We start from the raw sequence: 19,971 nt of genomic DNA, 5'->3' as shown, positions 1-19,971 counted from the left end.
CGGCAGACCCCGGGAGACGGCAATGCGCCAATCATCACACGACGTGCGCGTCGCGCTAACCAACGATCATTGGTTAGCTATCCACGCTTCCTTTCCCGTCGTCCGGTCTGCCCGTGCCGGCCAGGCTGCCGCGGGTTCAGCCCGCCCGGTTCGCGATCCACGTCATGACCGCGGCGGCCGGCATCGGCCGCGCGAGATAATACCCCTGCATGTTTTCGCAGCCGAGCCCGCGCAGGATATGCAGGTCCTCCGCGCTCTCGACGCCCTCGGCGACGATATCGATATCGAGCGAACGGCCCAGATTCAACACCGCCTCCACCAGCACGCGGTTGTCGGGCGTGGCGGTCAGGCCCGAGACGAAGGAGCGATCGATCTTGACGCGCTGCACCTGCCGGTGCCGCAGCGAGGCGAGCGAGGAAAATCCGACGCCGAAATCGTCGATGGCGATGCGGATGCCGGCCGCGCCCAGCGCGGCGAGCTTTCCCTGTACCGCGTGGACGTCCATCGCGGTCTCTTCCGTAATCTCGATTTCCAGCAGGTCGGCCGGCACGCCCAGGCGCGCCAGCGTCTGCGGCACGATGCGTTCGATGTCCGCCTGCGCCATTTCCAGCGGCGACAGGTTCATCGCGACGCGTACATGGGCGTGGCCCGCGTCCTTCAGGTCGCGGATCATCGCGCAGACCCGCGCGAGAATGTAGCGGGTCAGCGTTTCGGACATGCCGGTGACGGCGGCGGTGAAGATCATCTCGGGCGGCGGCACCCAGCCATGCGCGGCGTGGTTCCAGCGCAGCAGCGCTTCGAGACTTTCCAGATCGCGGCCGCCTTTCTTGAAAATCGGCTGAAACCAGACCTCGAGGGATCCGGCGTTCAACGCCGCGGGCAGGTCACGCTCGATGTCGCGCCGCATTTCGAGACGTACCAGCAGCGCCGCATCGAACAGACGGAATTGATTGCGCCCGGCGCTCTTGGCGGCGTGGAGCGCCTCGTCCGCGTACGCGAGACGGTCCGTCAGGGCGACTTCGGCCGCATGATGGACGCCGATGCTCGCTCCCAGACGGCCACCATCGAAAATCGAAAATGGCACGACGCTGATCAAGCGGCTGGCGAGGGCCGTGGGCGCTTCCTGCAGCGCATCGGGATCGTGCAGAATCGCGAACTTGTCCCCGCCCAGGCGGCCGAGAAGGGCACTGTCGGGGACGGCCGCGCGCAGGCGCCGGGCGACTTTGATCAGCACCTGATCGCCCGCGTGATGTCCGAACGCGTCGTTGACCGCCTTGAACCCGTCGAGATCGAGCAGCATGAAGCAGAAGTGCTTGTGCGGGTGCGCATGCAACCGCTGCTGTGTCTCCTGCATGAAGCCCGTGCGGTTCAGAATTCCGGTCAAACCGTCGTGCCACGCCAGATCGCGCATCCGGTCGCTGACCTGCAATGAATGCGCATGCGAGCGGTCCAGCGATTCGGCCAGCGCGGTCGCTTCGTTCTTTCTTTCGCTGGATTCGCGAAACGCCGCCTCGTTTTGGCGGGCGCTGCGCAGCAGCGCGGCCAGGTACAGTGCGGCGGCGGCGGCCAGGCAGTCATGGTCGAATCCGCCGACGTACACCAGACAGCCGACGACCGACGCAAGTGGCGGGATGATGAAGCAGGTGGGAATGAGCGCACAGGCCGTGCCGTGCGTTACCGAACCCGCGGTGATGCCGCAGACGACGGCCAGGAAGAAGATCGCCTCGGGGTGGGTGTAACCGGCACAGAGGGCCGGCACCCACGCCCAGACCGTGCCCGACAGCCATGCGGTGACGGCGTGGAGCCGCAAGTGACCTGTAACCGACGGCATCCAGGCGTGTGGCTTTCCGTTCCGTGGGCGGGGGTTTTCCGGGAAAGCGGGTAGCGACCAGCGACATACCGTGATTCGTACGAGATTGACGAGCGAGGAGGCCAGGAACCAGACCGTGGCCACGCGGCCCAGACCGTGGTGGCTCGCCATCAGCCAGCACGCCGCACCCAGCAGGACGTTGATGGGGAGCGCGATCGAGACGCTGCGGCGCAGGGCGACCAGCTGGTCGCGGCGGACGCGCTCGCTCAGTGCCGGGCCGGCCTCGCCGAAAGCACGCGGCGTGGCGCCTGAAGAGAGTAGAGGAGAATTCATGTATGAGGCCGTGCCAGGAAGGTCGGGTTGGCGGACGCCCGACCGATTGGCCGTCATCATAACGTCAGATGTGCCCGACAGGCGGGGCGCGGGTGGAAAATATTGCCGGTGTATGCGCAATTGCCGGGCGTTCGGTCCGCCGCCGCGGGCATATCGAATCCACGATTGCTTGGTTCGCATGCCGGCACGATGGCGCTACCCTCGGGGGGCACGATGGCGGCGCGACGGCATTCCGGCCGCCGCGCGCGCCGAGCGTCGGTCTTGCCACCGGCGACGATCAGGAGGGCGAACGTGACCGCATTCGATATCGACGAGATTGTGTCGTCGCTGCGTGGCGTACGTCAGGAATGGCGCACGCAGCAAAAGCGCTCTCGCGAGGCGGGCGGGCGCGACCTGCCGACGCGCGAAGCGTTGCAGGACATCGTCGACGCGCTCAAGGGCGCGTTGTTTCCCATGCGCCTCGGGCCGCCGGACCTGCGTCAGGAAAGCGAGGATGTCCATGTTGCGCATGCGCTGGACACGGGGCTGCATCGCCTGCTCGGGCAGGCGCGGCTGGAGCTGCGATTTCGCGCCCGGCATCTGACGCGCGACGACGACGCGATCGAGCGTCGGGCGGGCGACGCGGTGCGGGCTTTCGCGAAGGCGCTGCCGCGCGTGCGGGCACTGCTCGACAGCGACGTGTCCGCCGCCTTCCAGGGCGATCCGGCCGCTGGCAGCGTCGACGAGGTGCTGCTGTGCTATCCCGGCATCCTGGCCATGATCCACCACCGGCTGGCGCATGTCCTGTATCGCCTCGACCTGCGGCTGCTTGCGCGCATCGTCGCGGAAATCGCGCACGGCGCGACGGGCATCGATATCCACCCCGGCGCGCAGATCGGGGCGGGTTTCTTCATCGACCACGGCACGGGGGTGGTGATCGGCGAGACCACGGTGATCGGCGAGCGCGTACGTCTCTACCAGGCGGTCACGCTGGGCGCGAAGCGGTTTCCTCGCGACGCGGATGGGCATTTGCAGAAAGGCTTGCCGCGGCATCCCATCGTCGAGGACGATGTCGTGATCTACGCGGGGGCGACGATCCTCGGACGCGTCACGCTGGGACGCGGCGCGTCGATCGGCGGCAACGTCTGGCTGACCGACGACGTCGCCCCCGGCGCGCGCGTGACCCAGGCGGTGTCGCGCAACGAGGCACACCCGGCGCGGCGGCCGTCGCCGGAAAGGGGGAACGGACTCGGGTCGGGCTCTCAGGCGAGCACGTCGGTATAAATGCGCTGCGCGAACTTCGCGGAATCCGTGCTCTTGTTCAACACGTGGATCAACTTCAGGTCGTCAGCGTAGGCGGCCAGTTCCCGCTGCAGTCCCGGGTCGTGCGGGTGGTGGTGGTGATTCATCGATTGCAGCATCGCAACCCGATCGTCCACCGGCACCTATCGGCCGGCGGGATGCAGCCGTTTGCCGTCGACGTCCCACAGTTGCGCCTGGGCGGGGTCGACCGGTTGCGGCAGCAGCCGGGCACGATGGAACGCGTCGGCGATGGCCGCCTGTTCGCCGAAATTCTGCGTCAGCACCGGCCGCACCGCATAGCTGCGGCGTGCGTTCGCACGCTCCGCCGTCGCCGCGTCCAGCCCCCAGACCGGCGCGAGGAGGCGCGCCGCTTCCTCGGGATGCGCCTTCACCCAGCGGCCCGCGTCCGCCAACTGCGTGTAGAGGAGCGCGAGCAGATCCGGATGGGCCTGCGCGAACGCCGTGCTCACCAGGTAATAGCGTTGATACGAAGCGAAGCCGTCGCCTCGCGTCAGCACGCGCGCGCCGGCCTCCCGCTCGACGGAAGCGACGTAGGGATCCCACGTGAACCACGCGTCGATGTTGTTGCGCTCGAAGGCCAGCCGGGCGTCGGCGGGCGTCAGGTAACTGATGCGGACGTCATCGTCGGACAGTTTCGCCCGGGCCAGCGCCGCGAGCAGGAAGTAGTGGCTGCCCGCCGCCTTGGTGACCGCGATGCGCTTGCCCTTGAGATCGCCCAGGGCGCGGATCGGACCGTCGCGCTGGACGATGACCGCCTGCGCGCCGGGAGACGGCGCTTCCTGCGCGAAATACGCGAACCGCGCGTGGGCGGCCTGCGCGAAGATCGGCACCGTGTCGGCGACGTCCGCGGTGACATCGATCGCGTCGGCGTTCAGCGCCTCGGTCAACGGCAGGCCGCTGGCGAATTCCGCCCACGAGAGTTTTACGTGCAGCGGCAGAAGTGCCTGCGCGAGCGTGCCGCGCGCCTTGAGGACCGCCATCAGGGTCGACGATTTTTGATAGCCGATGCGCAAGGCGGTCTCCTCGGCGGCGGCGGGCGGCGTGAACAATGCGGCGGCGGCGGCCGCGATCGCGATCGCCAGCATCGCGACACGGTGCGCGGAAGAGACGGGGAAAGGACGTGTGGGATGCTGCATCGGCTTGGGCGGGCGGCGAGGGCGCGTAGTGAGACGAACGCGGATACTAGCGCGATCGACGGGCGCCGCCATATGATGAATTGTGCTATCGATATCCTTTTTTCGGGGTGGCGCGGTCCGTTTCACGCGTGCGTGCCAAGCCCGCGCGGCAATACCTGCGAGCTGCCGCTGCCTTTCTACAAAACCGCCTAACGCTAGCACCATCGCTTGTTTGTGCGGACCGGGCATTGTCGCTAAGGTGACGTTTTCTCATTGTTGTGTCCCTGGAAACAGGGGCGGACTTCCTGGAAACTGTCATGGCGCTGTTCGATTTCAACCCGGCGACGGCAAGCGACGCCGCTTCCGCCGCCCCGTCCGGCGAGAGCGCGCTGCTCGCGCGCTTCGCGCCGGTCTTCGACAGGATCGCCGCGGGAGCCGTCGAGCGGGAACACAACCGGACATTGGCCTACGACGCGGTCGAATGGTTGCGCGAGGCCGGTTACACGAAGCTGCGGATACCGAAGCGATATGGTGGCGATGGCATCGGCCTCGCGGCGTTCTTCTCGCTGGTGACCCGCCTGGGCGAGGCGGATTCCAATCTGCCGCAGATCCTGCGCGTGCATGCCGGCTTCATCGAGGCGCTGCTCGAGGACAGCGACGAAACCGCCCGTGAACGCTGGTTCAGGGAAATCGTCGACGGCGCGATCATCGCCGGCGCGGTTTCCGAGCGCACCGGGACCACGAACAATTCGGTACGGTTGAGCCGGCGGGCCGAGGGCCCGGACTGGCAACTCGACGGCGAGAAGTTCTACACCACCGGCAGTCTGTACGCGGACTGGATCGACGTATCGGCGAACGACGGCGAAGGCGACGTGCGCGTGCTGGTGCGGGCTGACACGCCCGGTTTGCAGCGCATCGACGATTGGGACGGATTCGGTCAGCGGCTCACGAGCAGCGGCACCGTGCGGTTCGATGCGGTACGGGTGCCGTACGATCAGGTGTACCGCCGCTTCGACGCCAGCAGGCCGCGCCGGCATACGTTGCAGACCGCCTTCTTCCAGCAGATTCATCTCGCCAATCTCGCAGGCATCACGCGCGCGATCCTGCGCGATGCGGTGGGCTTCACGACGCCTCGCACGCGCACCTTCGGCGTCGCGGGCGCGTCGCGTCCGGCGGAAAACCCGCTGGTGCAACGCGTGGTGGGGCGGATCGCGAGTCTGGCCTTCTCCGTGCAGAACACCAGTGAAGCGGTGTCGCGCGCCCTCGATGCGGTGTCGGTGGCGCGGGCCGCGGGCCGCACCGACGACGGGACGTATATCCATCTCGAAATCCAGGTGTTCCAGGCCCAGCAGATCATTCTCGAGCAGACCTTGCAGGCGGCCACCTTGTTGTTCGAGGTCGGAGGCGCCACCGCCACCAGCGAAACGCGGCGTCTGGACCGGTATTGGCGCAATGCCCGCGTGCTCGCCTCGCACAACCCGGCGACGCTGCGCGAGGCCGCGATCGGTGCGTTCTATCTGAACGGGCGGGGCCAGCAGGAAACATTCGGGCTGGGTCGTCTGGAACGGTGACGGTTCGCCGCCAGCGCGGTGCCGGGCCGGTGTCACCGTGCTGGCGGCGACGCCTCCCATCCGGCGTTTTTTTACAAGGGCCATCCATGCCGCTGATCGATTACCCCGTGGGTCATTCCTCCGAGCGCCTTGCCGGTCGCCGGCGCGCCCTGCGGCTGCTGGGCTGCGCGCCGCTTGCGGCCGCGTGCGGCGTACCCCGCGCGAGCCAGGCGCGCGTCGCCGATGCGGCGCTCGCCAAAGTCACGTTGATCCTGGGCGACCAGGCAACGGGCACGCGGTCCCTCGCGCAAGCCGCGGGGGTGCTCGACGACACCCCTTATCGATTCCGCTGGGCCAACTTCCAGGGCGCCGCGCCCCTGTTCGAAGCGCAGCGCGCGGGGAGCGTCGATCTCGCGCCGGCGGGCGATCTGCCGGTGCTGGCCGCCGCCACGGGCGATCCCTCGCTCAAGATCGTGGCGACGCGCGCCGGTTCGGCTGCGGCGCTGGGCATTCTCGTTCATCAGGCTTCCAGCGTCCGGCGGGTCGCCGACCTGAAGGGCCGCACCGTCTTCGTATCGTCGGCGCGCGGCAGCATTTCGCAGTTCCAGCTCTACGGGGCATTGGCGGAAGCGGGACTGTCGGTCAACGACGTCACGATTCGCTTCGTATTGCCCACCGATGCCTTCTCCGGCTTCACCTCCGGCGCGATCGAGGTCTGGGCGACCTTCGATCCGTATTTCGGCATCGCGGCGCAGCACGGCGCGCGCGTGTTGCGCGACGGCGTGGGCATCAATAGCGGATTGGGCTTTTTCACCGCGTCCGCGAGCGCGGTGGCGGACTCCGCCAAGCGTGCGGCACTGGCCGATGTGCTCAGACGCTTGCAGCGCGCGGGCGACTGGGCGCTGGCGCATCCCGCGGCCTATGCGCAGGTCTATTCGACGACCACCCGCGTGCCCCTGGAAGCGGCGGCGCAGATCACGAAGCGCGCGCCCTTGCAGCAGCGCTTCGTGACCGATGCCGATATCGCCGCATTGCAAAGGGTCGCCGATGTCGCGTGCCGCAGCGCGATCCTGCCCCGTCGCATCGACGTCCGGGCGATTTCGGATCCGGGGCTCGCGACGGCGTGACGCTTCGCCGGGGGGGATGGTGAGGAGGTGACGCGGTCAACCGCGCGCCGACGGCGGACCTGCCAGGAAAGCCGTGATATACGATGGTATATTACGAGCCCATGATGTTCCCTTCCTGGCTTTCCCACGACAAGAACCCACAATGAGATCCAACGGACGCGCGGCGCGACACGTGAAATTTTCCATCGCGGTGGCATGGGGCGCCGCGACACTGGGACCGTTCGCGCCCGCATGGAGTGTGGAGCCCGCTCGCGTATTCGCGGCCGGCAGTCTGGTCGCGGCCGTCAACGATGCCTTGACGTCATCGGGCATCGCCGCCGCTGACTTCGCCAAACCGGTATTCGGGCCGGCGGGCGCCCTGCGCGCGCGACTGGAGGCCGGGGAGCAGGCCGATCTGTTCCTGTCGGCGGATCTGGCGCAGCCGCGCGCTCTGGCGCGAGGCCATGAAGGCACCTATGTCGTGCCGTTCGCGCGCAACCGGATGTGCCTGTTTTCGCATCGTCCGCTGGGCGCGAACGCGGCGGACGTCGTCGCCACGCTGCTTGCGCCCGATTTCCGGCTGGCAAGCTCCACGCCGAAGGCGGACCCGGGCGGCGACTACGCGTTCAAGGTGTTCGCGAAGGCGGATGGCGTGAAGCCGGGCGCGACGCAGGTGCTCGAGAAAAAAGCCCTGCTGCTGCTTGGCTCGCCGAACGCGATGACGCCCATCGCCGGGAAATCGCCGGCGGCGTCGATCTTTCTGTCGGATCGCGCGGATGCCCTGCTGTATTACTGCAGCAATGCCGCCGACATCAAACGCGAGGTGCCCGATCTCCTGGTGGCGCCGCTGCCCGCCGCGCTCGACGTGCCGGTCGTCTACGGCATGGCGCTGCTCTCGGACCAGCCGGGCGCCGAGCGTTTCGCCCTCTTCCTGTTGTCGGAAAAAGGGCAGGCGATATTCTCGAAATACGGCTTGCTGCCGTTGTCGCCCGCGCCGGATAGTCTTTGACGGCCTGTCCGATCGAAACTAAGATCGTCCCAAACAAAACACACGGGCGCGTCATCCGCGCGCAGTGTTTCAATGGGAGACAGGCATGCAGCTCGAGAACAGGATCGCCATCGTCACCGGCGGCGGCGCCGGTATCGGACAAGCCGTCGTGCGTCGCTACCTGGCGGAGGGTGCGAGGGTCGTCGTCGTCGACGTCAGGCCGTTGTCGGACATGGCAGCGGATTATCGCGACGTGCCGGCCGAGCACATCGCGTTGCTCCAGGAGGACGTCACCACGCGCGACGGCATCGAGAACATCGTGCGGGCGACGCTCGAACGCTTTGACCGGGTGGACATCCTCTTCAACAACGCGGCGATCTTCGACATGCGCCCGTTGCTCGACGAATCGTGGGACATCTTCGATCGCACCTTCGCGGTCAACGTCAAAGGCATGTTCTTCCTGATGCAGCGTGTCGCCCGGCAGATGGTGGCCCAGGGCGACGGCGGCAAGATCATCAATATGGCCTCGCAGGCGGGGCGCCGCGGCGAGGCGCTCGTCTCGCACTATTGCGCGAGCAAGGCGGCGGTCATCAGCTACACGCAGTCGGCCGCGCTGGCGCTCGCGCCCCATCGCATCAACGTCAACGGGATCGCGCCCGGCGTCGTCGACACGCCGATGTGGAAGAACGTCGACGCGCTGTTCGCGCGTTACGAAAACCGGCCGGTCGGCGAGAAAAAGCGCCTGGTGGGCGAAGCGGTGCCCTGGGGCCGGATGGGCCGTCCGGACGAACTGACCGGCGCGGCCGTGTTCCTGGCCTCGGCGGATGCCGAGTACATCACCGCGCAGACGCTGAACGTGGATGGCGGCAACTGGATGAGCTGAGCGTGTGCGGCGGTGGCGCGTGCGCTGCCGCTACACACGCCGATTCTCGTTCGCCGCGGCCGGCGTCGCCCCGCCCGGCGCCTCCACGTAGCGCCGGACGACGACGGTCAGCAGCACGCCCAGCAGCAGGACCCCCGCGGCCAGAAAGTATAGTCCGTCGGCGAGGCGGCCGGTGTACTGCTTGATCGCCCCCACCGTGAACGGACCGAGATAGCCTCCCAGATTGCCGATCGCGTTGATCATCGCGATACCGGCGGCGGCCGACGTTCCGCTCAGAAAGCGGCTGGGCAGGGTCCAGAAAATGGGTTGCGCGGCGTACAGGCCGAAGGCGGTCAGGCACAGCGCGGCGAGCTGCACGACATGCGAATGCGCGGTTGCCGATACGGCCAGCCCGATCGCTCCCAGCGCCGCGGAGCCGGCGATGTGCCACATCCGCTCATCGCGCCGGTCCGAACTGCGGGGGACGGTGAGCAGGCCCGCGATCGCGAAAAAATAGGGAATCGCCGACAGGAAGCCGGTCGTGAGATTGGACACGCCGAATGCCTTGATGATGGTGGGCAGCCACATCGACATACCGTACACCGCCAGCGGATAGGGCAGAAAATAGAGCGCGAGCAATACGATGCGGGCGTCCCCGAGCGCGCGCAGCGGATGCGCCTGCGCTCCCGCCGCATCGAGGACGGGGCCTTTCTCGCGACGCTCGCGTGCCAGCTCGGCGTCCAGCCAGACGCGGTCCGCCGCGGGCAGCCAGTGCGCATCGCGCGGCCGGTCCGGAAGCAGCCGCAGGGTCGGCCAGGCGAGCAGCATCGCCGGCAGGCCCGTCAGAATGAACAGCCACTGCCAGCCGTGCAGTCCGGCGATCCCTTCCATGCCCAGCAGGCCGCCGGACAGCGGGCCGGTCACGATCAACGCCAACGGCTGCGAGAGCAGGAACAGCCCGAAGATGCTGGCCCGGTGCCGCGCCGGAAACCATTGACAGAGAAAGTACACGACGCCGGGATAAAAGCCGGCTTCGGCGGCCCCCAGCAGAAAGCGCAGCAGGTAGAAACTCGCGGGCCCGCGGATCAGCGCCATCGCGACCGTGATCGTGCCCCACGTGACGAGGATGCGCGCGAACCAGCGGCTCGCGCCGATGCGGACCAGGAAAACGTTGCTTGGCACTTCGAACAGGAAGTAAGCGATGAAGAAAAGCCCCGCGCCGAAACCGTACGCGGCATCGCCGATGCCGATGTCGGCATTCATCTGCAATTTCGCGAAACCGAGCGTCGAGCGGTCGATATAGGCGGCGAGGTAGAGCAGCACCAGGAACGGCACCAGCTTGAACGTGATGCGGCGGATCGTGCGGGTTTCCTGGCGCGTGCCGGTCTCGTCCATGGCCGAAATTCCTGTGTGGGGCCGGCCATTATAGTCAGACTATTTTGGGATTAACGTTCGGGTATACGCCCATCGCGGCATGGGTTCGGCGGGGGGATGCCGCCGCCGCGGGTGGCGGGCCCGGCATCGCATCGCTGTGCGCTTCCTACACCTTGAACGTCACGATCAGTCGGCTGAACGGCACGGTACGGTCGACCAGGATCGACCCGTCGCCGAAACCGGCGTAGGTCTTCACCAGCCGCATTCCGAGACCGGTGCCCTGCGGCTTGGGAAAGTCCTTCGGAAACCCGCTGCCTTCGTCGGCCACGGTGAGTTTGACGGCGTCCTGCGTGCGTTCCAGATCGACGGTGATCCGGCCCTTGCCATATTTCATCGAGTTGGTGATCAGCTCGCAGGCGATCAGTCCGAGCGGCGCCAGACGGGAAGCGGGCAGCACCATGCTCGACGCGTGCAGGGTCACGGGCCGGTCTTCGTATCCCGCCTGCAGGTCGTCGAGCAGACTGGCCAGATAGGTTGCGGCATCGTTGGCGGCGCCGCCGTCTTCCCGATACAGACGCTCATGCACCGAGGCCACGCTCAGTACCCGGCGCGCGGCCACCTTCAACTCGCCCTTGACGCTCTCGTCCGCGCTCAGATTCGCCTGCAGCCCGAGCAGCGTCTGCACGAGTTGCAGGCTGTTGCGCACGCGATGATGGACCTCTTTCATCATCAGTTCGCTGGTGCGCAGTTCGTCCTCCCGCACCGACAGGAGCTGGCTCAGTGCCACCTCCTGCTGGTGGCGCTCGGTGATGTCGCGCGATACCGAAACGATCCGTTCCACCTGCTCGTTGGCACCGAGGATCGGCGACACCGAGACGTCCCACCACCGCGGCTCTCCCTTCGTCGTGGGACAGAAGGCCTCGAACCGGAACGGCCGTCCGGCAACCGCCTCCGCGATCGCCGTTTCGATCTCGGCCCGGGCGGATTCGGGCCAGAGGCTCGTCCAGGGCAGGCCGTCGAATTTCGAGAAATCGTCGATCTGCATGTGGCACAGACCATTCTCGTTCATGAACTCGAGTTCGCCCTGTACCGACATCACCTTGATGCAGTCATGGCTGGCGTTGAGGACGCTGGACGAAAACAGACCGGCATCGCGTGTCTCGGTCTGCGCCAGATCGCGGTCCAGTGCCATCGCGATCACGTTCGCGACCGCTTCCATGAAGATGATGTCGGTCTCCGTGAAATCGGCCGTGTCGTCGCTGTCGGCTTCGAGCACCCCGTAGGCGTTCATGCTGCTGCGAATGGGCACGTTGATGGCGCGTTCGATACCGTATTTCACGAGGATCGCGGGCGTGCGAAAGCGCAGCTCGTTGCCGAGATGGTTCGAGATGACCGGTTTGCCGCTCGAATAGGCATAGCCGGCCGGGCTCGCATCGTCCGCGCCCATCGAGATGGTGCCGATATCGGCGGGCATCCAGCCCAGACCCTCCACCAGCAGGAATTCGTCGGTCTGCGGCAGATAGCGCAGCACCTTGGCGAAACGGGCGCCCAACCCGCCGGCCGCGACCCGCACCGCTTCGCGCAGGATTTTCGCGAAATCCTGTTCGCCGAGCGCGAAGTAACCGAATTGCGCCGCGAGTATGTGCTGACGGCGCAAGCGCGAGACGGACAGGCCCGCCGCATTGCGGGCAATCTCATCTACCGATAAATTTTCCATAAAACCTGGGGAAAGAATCGGCTCCCTTGGGTCCGATGTCAGGGTTGAACATTGATGCTGCGCGTGCTGCCGGTCGCGGCGCGCCGCCCGGTATGAGCGGCGGGATCATGCCCGGGCTGCGGCAGGCGCGAGAGTGCGTGTTCCTGTTCTACGGGAACGTTCGAGAGCGGCGGGACCCGATGCCGGAGATCAGGCGAGCGGCGCCCGCCGTGTGGGTGTTGCAAGGGCATTCCGGTTGCCAGCCGCCATCATACCAATAGCGGCGCCTTGATGGATAGAGGGGGCCGGATGCGGGGAGCGCGGGAGGTGCGAAAGGTGCCGCGGCAAGGCCGTCAGAATACCGCAAAGCGGGCAACGGTGCGGCCTTGCCCGATGCGACCGAAAGCTTTGTAAAGCATCGCCCGAAATAGCGGGACGCGTGGTCGACCCACCGAATCGTATAAAACCGGAAGTCCTAAGCACTTGATCTTATATAATGGGTTGCGCGGCGCTTGTATGGCAGACCGCACCGCCATGCGACATGTACTACCCACCAAAGCACACCGGCTGCTGTCCACGCGTTTCGGTCTTTGGAAAATACGATCGGAACGCTGTTCCGGAACCATTGTTCCTTTTCTCGCCCATGCCCCTTTATGGCAGAATTCAGCAACTATGAATTCGTCTCGACGGTTGCTTTCTGCGAGTCCGCCAGGGTACTGAACAGTTTCGCTGCGCTGTCGCATCGTCAGGCATTGATCGCGGCCATCGTGCTCAATCGGGCGGACTGGCTCTGGGATCAAAGCTATACCATCGTCACCGCGATGCGCGAACTGGGACCCGCCGGTCTGGCGCTGGTCTATGCGGTGGAACAGGTGGTGTGCCGCGGGTCGTAAATGATTCGGGGCCGGCGACGCACACGGTAACGGACGCGGTAACGGGCTAACCGCCCGGCGCCGGGTCCCGTCGAGGAAGGACGCGGTCCCTCTCATCCATCGTCTTGAACGAGACATTCTGTGCGACGAATTCCCGCGTCGACGCCACCGCCTTGCGCGTGCTCACGTGCAGGAAAGCGTTCGGGCCGAGCAGGCGTTCGCGATCGACGCTCTCCTTGCCTTTGAGTTCGACAGGCATATAGGATGCCGCGTCTTCCAGGATGCGTGCGTCGGCCAGTGTCAGCGCTTGCAGCGCGGCGGGCGTGTCCCGCCCCGCGGGCGCGAGCTGGTCGCGCAGCGCGGCGTTCAGGTCCAGCATCCGCGCGGCATGTTCCCGCAGGCGGTGGCGGGTAAACAGCACCTGATTCGGCCGCCAGTTCGCCCGTGCATTCGCCAGGTGTCGGTCGATGACGACGTGCGCTTCTTCGAGCGCGGTGGCGTAGGGCGTGCCGTTTTTTCGCATGTGTTCCGTGGCGAAGAGCATCGCCCATTGCGCGCGTTCGCTCTCGACCGCGCGGATATAGGCGCTCGGGCCGGCGAATTCACGGTCGAGCACGCAGGCGCGATGGTTGAGCCGCCGTTCGTCGCGTACCAGTTGCAGCCGCGCGGACATGCGCGTGTTGCGAAAGGTGAAATGCATGGCCGGCGTATCCAGGGTCAGCAGCCCCAGGCCGATCGAACGGCCGGTGCCGTCCACGCTCACCGGCAGGTTCGAGTTCGTACCCACGCCCAGACGGCCGACCCAGCGGCTGCCCCCGCCGTGGCGGTGCTGCTCGACGCGGCGCGCATCCTGGCGTACGACGGTGGCGGCCGGGTTCGCCGGCGTGGCGTCGGCCGCGGGCAGGGCGGCGTCCTGCCGCAGCCCATGATCGCGAATATACGCCAGTCCCACGGCCGGTCCCAGACCGAGCGGCAGCGTCGCGCGCGCGGCGCCGCCGGCGTCGGCTCCGGTATCCGATCCGGCCGCGCCGTCGTGGGCGGGCTCGGGCAGGCGCAGCGTCATGCCCGCGGCGACGGATACGCCTGCGCTATATCCCTTGTCGCGGGTATCGGTCCAGGAGAGGGTCAGGTCGGCGTCGTCGAAATGGCGTGCGAACACGCGTTGCGCGGCCGACGTGGACGCCGCTTCGTCCACCTCTGCCGTGCGTTCGCCCTCCGCATGGGCATCTTCGCGCGTTGCCGCGGCCGCGAACAGTTCCGCGACGATCCCGGTGGCCTTTTCCAGCATGGCGTCGTCCTGATAGCCCGTCCCGGCCTCGTTGGGGCGCCGCGCGATGCCGATGGACACGCCTGTGACCTCGCCGCGCTCGCTGGCGTGAAGCAGGGCATTCACCGTGGCCCCGGCGCGGGCCTCGGCCAGTCCCAGATCGAACCGATAGCCCGCGAAAACGCCCGCCTCGACATGCGTGGCCGTGCGCCTGGCGGTGCCGACGAAGATTTCGACGCCTTGCAGCGAGCGGCTGATCTCGACCACCGCCTCCTTGCCGCGACGCGCCTGTACGTTGAGTTGCGCGGACACTGGAACCGAGGAGAGATGCAGAAAATTGGTGACGGTCGCCGACAACCCGCGCGTGCTGAAACCATATCGGTGCCCGTCGCTCAAGCGCAGCCGTGCGCCGGCTTTGAGCTTACCGATGACGTCGATCAGCAGGTCGCGTCCATGCGTTACGCTGCGTTGGTCGAGACGCGCTTCCGGGGGCTCCGCGAGTTTCCGCAGGCTATCCACATGATTCCAGAAAGGCGCTTCCCCGGTTTTGGGTATGCGGGCGATCGTTCCCCAGCGTTCCAGCATGTCGGCCGTGTAGTGGCGCCCATCGAGGGCGGCGAAAGGGGCCACGCCGCGCAACGCTTCGCCGTTCCGATTCGCGAACGCGGCGAGCGCCACGCCCTCGGGTGCATCCGGGGTCGCGGCCTCTGCGAGCGTCCGGGCCTTCCCGGCGATCACGGGCAGGTCCGCCGCCGTGACCCGGTCCTTCGTCAGGCCGCCCTCGAGCCAGACGTGGAGCGCGGCCAGTTCCACCAGCGAACCGATCGGGTCCGCGTGCCGCAGCGCGGCCGTCGCGTCCAGGGGAGATGTTCCGCCCGCGGGCGCGCGGGTCAGTTCGTCGAGCGCCTCGCGCATCCCGGCGCGCAGCTTTGCCTGCTCATTTTGCAGCGTGTCGCGCGGCACGCCGCCCAATCCGAGCGTCGGCGCGCTCAACGGCGATTTGTCTTTCCCCAGGATGCGCCGCGGCAGGTTCCGGGCGCGCTCCCAGCGCGATTGCGCCAGACGCGGGATGGTGCGCGTGACGAATTTCTCCAGCCGGTGATTCTTGCGCGCCAAATCGCTGCCCGGCGCATCGTCGCGGTCACCCTGGCGCCACGAGAAGAGGTCGTAGCGTTCGCGCTCGCTCAGTGCCTGTGCGCCCTCGTTCAGCAAGCGCGCGGCGGCCCCGATCGTACGGTGGGACAGCGCGGCGGCGGGGTCATGGCGGTGCGTTTCCAGCTTATCGATCAGGGTATCGACCGCGGGTGCGGCGTACGCGGGGATAGGGGCGGTGTGCCGGCGCGCCGCTTCGTGCGGCTCGCCGCGGGGCGCGGCAGGGGCAGGGGCAGGGGCAGGGACCGCCGTGGCGCCGAGGCTCGCCTGCCCGGCCGCGCCGAGAAGCGCCTGTACGGCGTGGGCATGGAAGGCGGCGTCCACCGGATGTCCCGCATCGGCGCGCAGCGCCGCGAACGCATCGAAGTTGCAGCCGTTGCCCCGCGCGAGGATCGTCATGAGTTGTACCGCGCGTCGGCCGGCCTCGTCCAGCGCGCGCAGCGCCGTCGCCGACGTCAGGGTCGCGAGCGGCAAGGTGGCGCAACGCGCCAGCACCGCGAGCGCGACGCGCGGCTGGCCGATGCCGGTGTGCGCCAGGGCGGCGGCGATCAGCGCGCCATGCATCGTCTCACCGGCGGCGTGGGGGCCGCCCAGCCGTGCCAGACGCTCGGCAAGGGCGGCTTGCGCCTGTTCCGGCGTGCCTGCGACACCTCCCGCTGCGACGGCGTCCGCCATCACGCCGGCAAGCGAATCCCCCTCGACATCCGCGGTCTCCCATCCCAGCGCGGCGGCCACGTCGGCGGCGAAACCGGACTGCGGGGGTATTGCCGGAAGGACCGGGGGGAAATCGGATGCGGCCCCGACACGCGGCGCGTGCGCCATGGGCGCGGCGCCCGCGGCGGCGTGCAGGGGCGAAGCGGCGCGCACGGGAAATGCATTGTCGATGAATCGGCGTAGCGCCAATGCGCCCGTGGCGGCTTCCCGTTGCCGGGCGATGTCCGGTACGGTGCCGCTACCCTGCGGCGACTGTGCGCTCGCGGCCGGTGGGGACGCGCTGGCGGCCCGGTTCTGCACGCGCGTCGCGTAACGCTCGATCCGGTCGTGTTGCGTGGGCGGCGCCTGCGGATCGATGTCGGCGTGATCGGTCCGCGTATAACGGGGATGCGCCACATCCTGTGGGCCGATCGGCTGGCCGGTATGGCCGGTCTGGAAAAACGGTATGGTGAAATCGCGACGCCGGTGTCGCATCTTGTCGCGCGTGTGTGCCAGGCCCGAGCGGGGCGGCGGCGCGGGTTTCAGGCCGGCCAGCGGCGCGGAAAGGGTCCGTTCGCGGCGTGGCGGCGTGGCCGCGGCACGTTCGCCGTCGGTCAGCGGTGCGGTATGGGGCACCCCGCTGGCAGCGGGCGCGCCGTTGGGCGGCGCGGGGGGCGTCGCTTCTGAAGCGGTGGACGTGAAATGTCGGCGAAAACGATCGAACATGAGGAAATGGGCACACGGATGACGTGATGATGATGCCGCGTTTATGTGTCAATCATATGCCCGGAATCGACAGGATGCTGCCCGGTGCGAAGGCGCGGCGTGCACGATCCGTCGCGCCATCGTCATCGATCATGACATTCGGCGCGCGCCATGGCCATGCACGCGTCGCGACACTGTGTCGCTTACCGCGATATATACAGCATTGCTGTACAATAGCGTTTCAGTCGACGCGTTGGCGAATTTCGCGAACTGGCGAATCGATACCCACATGAGGTCCGGCATGCACAACAATCATCCAAAGGCCGTGGTCGAGCGGTTCAACTACGAAGTGATCCGGGATGGCAACCGCGCCGCTTTCGAGGCGCTCATGGCGCCCGACTTCGTCAACTGGTCGGCACCGAACGAGCAGTTGCGAGGCGCGGAAGCGATGTGGACGACGTTTGCGTCCGTGCTTCGTCCCGCGATCGCGGACATGGAGGTTCGGATTCACGAGCAGTTATGCGACGGCGACAAGGTCACTACCCGAAAAACGATCTCGGGCAGACATGTCGGAACATTGATGGGCGTCGAAGCCACCGGTGCGGCGATATCGATCGACGTGATCGATATCGTTCGTGTGGAGGGCGGCCGATACGTCGCGCATTGGGGCATCAACACGCTGGCCAGCATCGTGGCGCAACTTCGCGGACACCAGGCATCGCCGAAATGAGCCAGGTCAAGCGCCAGCCTTCGCCAGCCCATACCGGCGACGCCGCGCTTCTCGGCGAATCCCTTCGCGACGTCGTCAGTCGCCTCGTCAAGACCACCCGCGAGCAAAGCGGTACGCACTCGAACGCCCGCAGCGAAACGCTGGCGCTCCTGGAGCGTGCCGGCCCGATCAGTATTGCGACGCTTGCCGTGTCGCGCAGCGTGACGCATCAGACGATGCGGCTCATCGTGATGAAGCTGGTCGAACAGGGGCTGGTCACCCTGACACAGGACATCGCGGACAGGCGCGCCTATGTCGTGGCCTTGTCCGACATGGGCCGAACCCACACGATGCATGAACGCGCCACGCGTTCCCAATGGCTGACAGACCAATTGCTAAAAAAAACCAGCCCCGAAGAACGCGCGATTCTGGAGATCGCGGTGCGAACGCTTCGCAAACTGCTCGACTGATCCACGGCAAGGCGCCATCTCGCCTTTCCACCCGGTTTCGTTGCCGTCGCGCACGAGATGTTCGGGTGCGAGGGTGTCCCGTGCCGAGAAGATGATGGCGAACCTTACGTCATTGTCAGGACCCCGCGCGATTCCGTGCAGGTCGCGATTCATCGAAAGCCCGGTTCAGGTTTCGGTTTCCCTGCCGTAAACCCCATGGAGTCCGCGATTTGCCGCCGGGACATTTCCCGTCATGGTTGTGTTTTTTTGAGGCGTCTATGCTCTCCAACATCTCGATCCGTTTGCGTTTGGCTTTCGCGATGGGTTTTCTTGGCTTGCTGATGGCGGTCGGCGCGGCACTGGGCCTGTCCGGGATTGCGATGAGCAATGCAGATCAAGAAGATCTGTACTCGCACCAACTGGCATCGGCGCTCGAGCTTGGAAAATTCAACTTCTTCTATTCCCGGGGGCGGCTGGTGCTCGACCGGATAGCGGCCAAGCCCGATCGACCCGACATTGCCAGCCTGGAAGCCCATGCGCGCGAGCAGTTCGCGATCGCCGACAAGGCCTGGAAAGAATACCGCGACCTTCCTGCCGACGCGGAGGAACGACAGTTATCCGACGCCGTTGAATCCAAACGTCAGCTTGCGATGAATGGGCCGGTCGCCGATGTGTTCGCCGCCATCGACCGACGCGACACGGCGCGGCTGGCCGACCTCATTTCGAACAGGATGACCAATCCTTTCAATGAAATTACGGACCGTTCGGGAAAACTCGAAGCGATGAAATCGGTGCAGGCCCGTGCCCGCTACGACGCCGCCCAGGACCGCTTTCATGCCATTGTCTGGTTGGCGGCGGGCGGCCTGTTGATCGGTCTGGCGATGGCGGTACTCGCATGGCATGCCTTGGTCAAATCGATTGCCGGTCCGCTCGACGAGGCGCTGGCGCACTTTCACGCCATGGCCCATGGCGATCTGAGCCGACGTATCGAAGCGCGTTCGAAGGATGAGATGGGAAAGCTGATGGAAGGCCTGCGCATCATGCAATCCCGTTTTACTGGCATGATAGGCTCGGTACGTCATGGCGCGGAATCCATTTCCGCCGCCACCGCCCAGATCGCGGCAGGCAACACCGATCTCTCGCAACGCACCGAGGAACAGGCAGCCTCGCTCGAGGAGACCACGGCAAGCATGGGCGAACTGACCACGGCCGTGCGTCAGAACGCCGAGAACGCGCGGCAGGCCAGCGGTCTTGCCCGCGACGCGGTGGACGTCGCGCATGAAGGCAGCGAAGTGATCACGAAGGTGGTATCGACGATGAACGAAATCAATGCGCGCTCGAACGAGATGGCCGAGATCGTCGGCATCATCGAGGGCATCGCATTTCAAACGAACATTCTCGCGCTCAACGCGGCGGTCGAGGCGGCGAGAGCGGGCGAACAAGGCCGGGGCTTCGCGGTGGTGGCGGGCGAGGTACGCACGCTCGCGCAACGCAGCGCCACGGCGGCGAAGGGCATCAAGACCTTGATCGACGACTCCGTTCAGTGCGTGGGCGGCGGCGCGGCGCTGGTGGGTCAGGCCGGACAGACCATGACCAAAATAAACGATACGGTGCGTCGTGTCACCGACATCATGAACGATATCTCCCTGGCGTCGAAGGAACAAAGTGATGGCATTGAACAAGTCAACAAAGCCGTCGCACAGATGGACGACGTGACGCAGCAAAATGCGGCACTGGTCGAAGAGGCCGCGGCGGCCGCGTCTTCCCTCGCGGAACAAGCCACGCGCATGACCGATGCCATAGGGGTGTTCCAGCTTGCGGCGCATTGAGGTGACGTAGTCGAGGCACGACATCGTGCGTGCGGAAGCGGCGCCCGGTAGAGTCGAAGCAGTTTTCTTGTCATGCGTGTCCGTGGCCGATGTGCGATGACGCCACGGATTTTCAAAACCATCGACGGTCACGACTGCGGTCCCGCGTCGCGGCGATGA

15 protein-coding genes are annotated in these 19,971 nt (G+C 66.5%); 9 read left to right on the top strand and 6 right to left on the bottom strand.

The genetic code is table 11. From position 1 onward, the window contains the following. Positions 1-136 precede the first annotated feature (136 nt). Positions 137-2,143 carry a putative bifunctional diguanylate cyclase/phosphodiesterase gene (locus OVY01_RS05620; protein ID WP_267846297.1) on the bottom strand — a complete coding sequence of 669 codons (2,007 nt, stop codon included), beginning with the start codon at positions 2,141-2,143 and terminating at the stop codon, positions 137-139. Positions 2,144-2,434: 291 nt separating this feature from the next. Here OVY01_RS05620 and epsC point away from each other — a divergent pair, with 291 nt between their 5' ends. Next, positions 2,435-3,406: a serine O-acetyltransferase EpsC gene (gene epsC, locus OVY01_RS05615; RefSeq protein ID WP_267846295.1), complete on the top strand. Its 972-nt coding sequence runs from the start codon at positions 2,435-2,437 to the stop codon at positions 3,404-3,406. Here the strand turns inward: epsC and OVY01_RS05610 are convergent. Then, positions 3,385-3,561 carry a hypothetical protein gene (locus OVY01_RS05610; protein WP_267846294.1) on the bottom strand — a complete coding sequence of 59 codons (177 nt, stop codon included), beginning with the start codon at positions 3,559-3,561 and terminating at the stop codon, positions 3,385-3,387. The genes epsC and OVY01_RS05610 overlap by 22 nt on opposite strands. A 6-nt stretch (positions 3,562-3,567) precedes the next feature. Beyond that, complete coding sequence (locus OVY01_RS05605) at positions 3,568-4,581, bottom strand: aliphatic sulfonate ABC transporter substrate-binding protein (protein ID WP_267846293.1); 1,014 nt, start codon at positions 4,579-4,581, stop codon at positions 3,568-3,570. A gap of 296 nt (positions 4,582-4,877) precedes the next feature. Between OVY01_RS05605 and OVY01_RS05600 the strand changes: the two genes are divergently transcribed. The 4 genes from OVY01_RS05600 to OVY01_RS05585 all read left to right on the top strand — a co-directional run bounded on the left by OVY01_RS05600 (position 4,878) and on the right by OVY01_RS05585 (position 9,087). Then, entirely contained in the window at positions 4,878-6,131 is a 1,254-nt protein-coding gene (locus tag OVY01_RS05600; RefSeq protein ID WP_267846290.1) for an acyl-CoA dehydrogenase family protein, read from the top strand. A gap of 86 nt (positions 6,132-6,217) precedes the next feature. Then, positions 6,218-7,237 carry an ABC transporter substrate-binding protein gene (locus OVY01_RS05595; protein ID WP_267846288.1) on the top strand — a complete coding sequence of 340 codons (1,020 nt, stop codon included), beginning with the start codon at positions 6,218-6,220 and terminating at the stop codon, positions 7,235-7,237. 142 nt (positions 7,238-7,379) lie between these two features. After that, the gene (locus tag OVY01_RS05590) at positions 7,380-8,225 is read left to right on the top strand and encodes a substrate-binding domain-containing protein (RefSeq protein WP_267846287.1); all 846 of its coding nucleotides are present in this window, start codon (positions 7,380-7,382) and stop codon (positions 8,223-8,225) included. Between the two features lie 85 nt (positions 8,226-8,310). After that, on the top strand, positions 8,311-9,087 hold the full coding sequence (locus OVY01_RS05585; RefSeq protein WP_267846285.1) for an L-iditol 2-dehydrogenase: 777 nt from the start codon (positions 8,311-8,313) through the stop codon (positions 9,085-9,087). Between the two features lie 30 nt (positions 9,088-9,117). On the opposite strand, the gene OVY01_RS05580 is transcribed toward OVY01_RS05585, so the two are convergent. After that, positions 9,118-10,461: an MFS transporter gene (locus OVY01_RS05580; protein ID WP_267846283.1), complete on the bottom strand. Its 1,344-nt coding sequence runs from the start codon at positions 10,459-10,461 to the stop codon at positions 9,118-9,120. 145 nt (positions 10,462-10,606) lie between these two features. Then, the gene (locus OVY01_RS05575) at positions 10,607-12,157 is read right to left on the bottom strand and encodes a sensor histidine kinase (protein WP_267846281.1); all 1,551 of its coding nucleotides are present in this window, start codon (positions 12,155-12,157) and stop codon (positions 10,607-10,609) included. Between the two features lie 632 nt (positions 12,158-12,789). Here OVY01_RS05575 and OVY01_RS05570 point away from each other — a divergent pair. Then, on the top strand, positions 12,790-13,029 hold the full coding sequence (locus tag OVY01_RS05570; protein ID WP_267846280.1) for a hypothetical protein: 240 nt from the start codon (positions 12,790-12,792) through the stop codon (positions 13,027-13,029). 46 nt (positions 13,030-13,075) lie between these two features. On the opposite strand, the gene OVY01_RS05565 is transcribed toward OVY01_RS05570, so the two are convergent. Then, positions 13,076-16,846: a hypothetical protein gene (locus OVY01_RS05565; RefSeq protein WP_267846278.1), complete on the bottom strand. Its 3,771-nt coding sequence runs from the start codon at positions 16,844-16,846 to the stop codon at positions 13,076-13,078. A gap of 280 nt (positions 16,847-17,126) precedes the next feature. Here OVY01_RS05565 and OVY01_RS05560 point away from each other — a divergent pair, with 280 nt between their 5' ends. From OVY01_RS05560 to OVY01_RS23060, 3 genes are all read left to right on the top strand, one after another. Beyond that, positions 17,127-17,555: an ester cyclase gene (locus tag OVY01_RS05560; protein ID WP_267846277.1), complete on the top strand. Its 429-nt coding sequence runs from the start codon at positions 17,127-17,129 to the stop codon at positions 17,553-17,555. Next, positions 17,552-18,004, top strand: coding sequence for a MarR family winged helix-turn-helix transcriptional regulator (locus OVY01_RS05555; RefSeq protein WP_267846276.1), 453 nt, complete (start codon positions 17,552-17,554; stop codon positions 18,002-18,004). Before OVY01_RS05560 ends, OVY01_RS05555 begins: the two co-directional genes overlap by 4 nt. Positions 18,005-18,261: 257 nt before the next feature. Beyond that, positions 18,262-19,812 carry a methyl-accepting chemotaxis protein gene (locus tag OVY01_RS23060; RefSeq protein ID WP_284700741.1) on the top strand — a complete coding sequence of 517 codons (1,551 nt, stop codon included), beginning with the start codon at positions 18,262-18,264 and terminating at the stop codon, positions 19,810-19,812. Positions 19,813-19,971 lie beyond the last annotated feature (159 nt).

The sequence above is a fragment of the Robbsia betulipollinis genome (assembly GCF_026624755.1).
GTDB lineage: Bacteria > Pseudomonadota > Gammaproteobacteria > Burkholderiales > Burkholderiaceae > Robbsia > Robbsia betulipollinis.
This window is presented reverse-complemented; position numbering and strand designations above follow the sequence as displayed.

Coding starts and splice junctions, on each gene's coding strand:
- OVY01_RS05590 (WP_267846287.1), top strand. CDS start 7,380: ATGAGATCCAACGGACGCGCGGCGCGACACGTGAAATTTTCCATCGCG.
- OVY01_RS05585 (WP_267846285.1), top strand. CDS start 8,311: ATGCAGCTCGAGAACAGGATCGCCATCGTCACCGGCGGCGGCGCCGGT.
- OVY01_RS05575 (WP_267846281.1), bottom strand. CDS start 12,157: ATGGAAAATTTATCGGTAGATGAGATTGCCCGCAATGCGGCGGGCCTG.
- OVY01_RS05600 (WP_267846290.1), top strand. CDS start 4,878: ATGGCGCTGTTCGATTTCAACCCGGCGACGGCAAGCGACGCCGCTTCC.
- OVY01_RS05570 (WP_267846280.1), top strand. CDS start 12,790: ATGGCAGAATTCAGCAACTATGAATTCGTCTCGACGGTTGCTTTCTGC.
- OVY01_RS05605 (WP_267846293.1), bottom strand. CDS start 4,581: ATGCAGCATCCCACACGTCCTTTCCCCGTCTCTTCCGCGCACCGTGTC.
- OVY01_RS05565 (WP_267846278.1), bottom strand. CDS start 16,846: ATGTTCGATCGTTTTCGCCGACATTTCACGTCCACCGCTTCAGAAGCG.
- OVY01_RS05580 (WP_267846283.1), bottom strand. CDS start 10,461: ATGGACGAGACCGGCACGCGCCAGGAAACCCGCACGATCCGCCGCATC.
- OVY01_RS05620 (WP_267846297.1), bottom strand. CDS start 2,143: ATGAATTCTCCTCTACTCTCTTCAGGCGCCACGCCGCGTGCTTTCGGC.
- OVY01_RS05555 (WP_267846276.1), top strand. CDS start 17,552: ATGAGCCAGGTCAAGCGCCAGCCTTCGCCAGCCCATACCGGCGACGCC.
- OVY01_RS23060 (WP_284700741.1), top strand. CDS start 18,262: ATGCTCTCCAACATCTCGATCCGTTTGCGTTTGGCTTTCGCGATGGGT.
- OVY01_RS05595 (WP_267846288.1), top strand. CDS start 6,218: ATGCCGCTGATCGATTACCCCGTGGGTCATTCCTCCGAGCGCCTTGCC.
- OVY01_RS05560 (WP_267846277.1), top strand. CDS start 17,127: ATGCACAACAATCATCCAAAGGCCGTGGTCGAGCGGTTCAACTACGAA.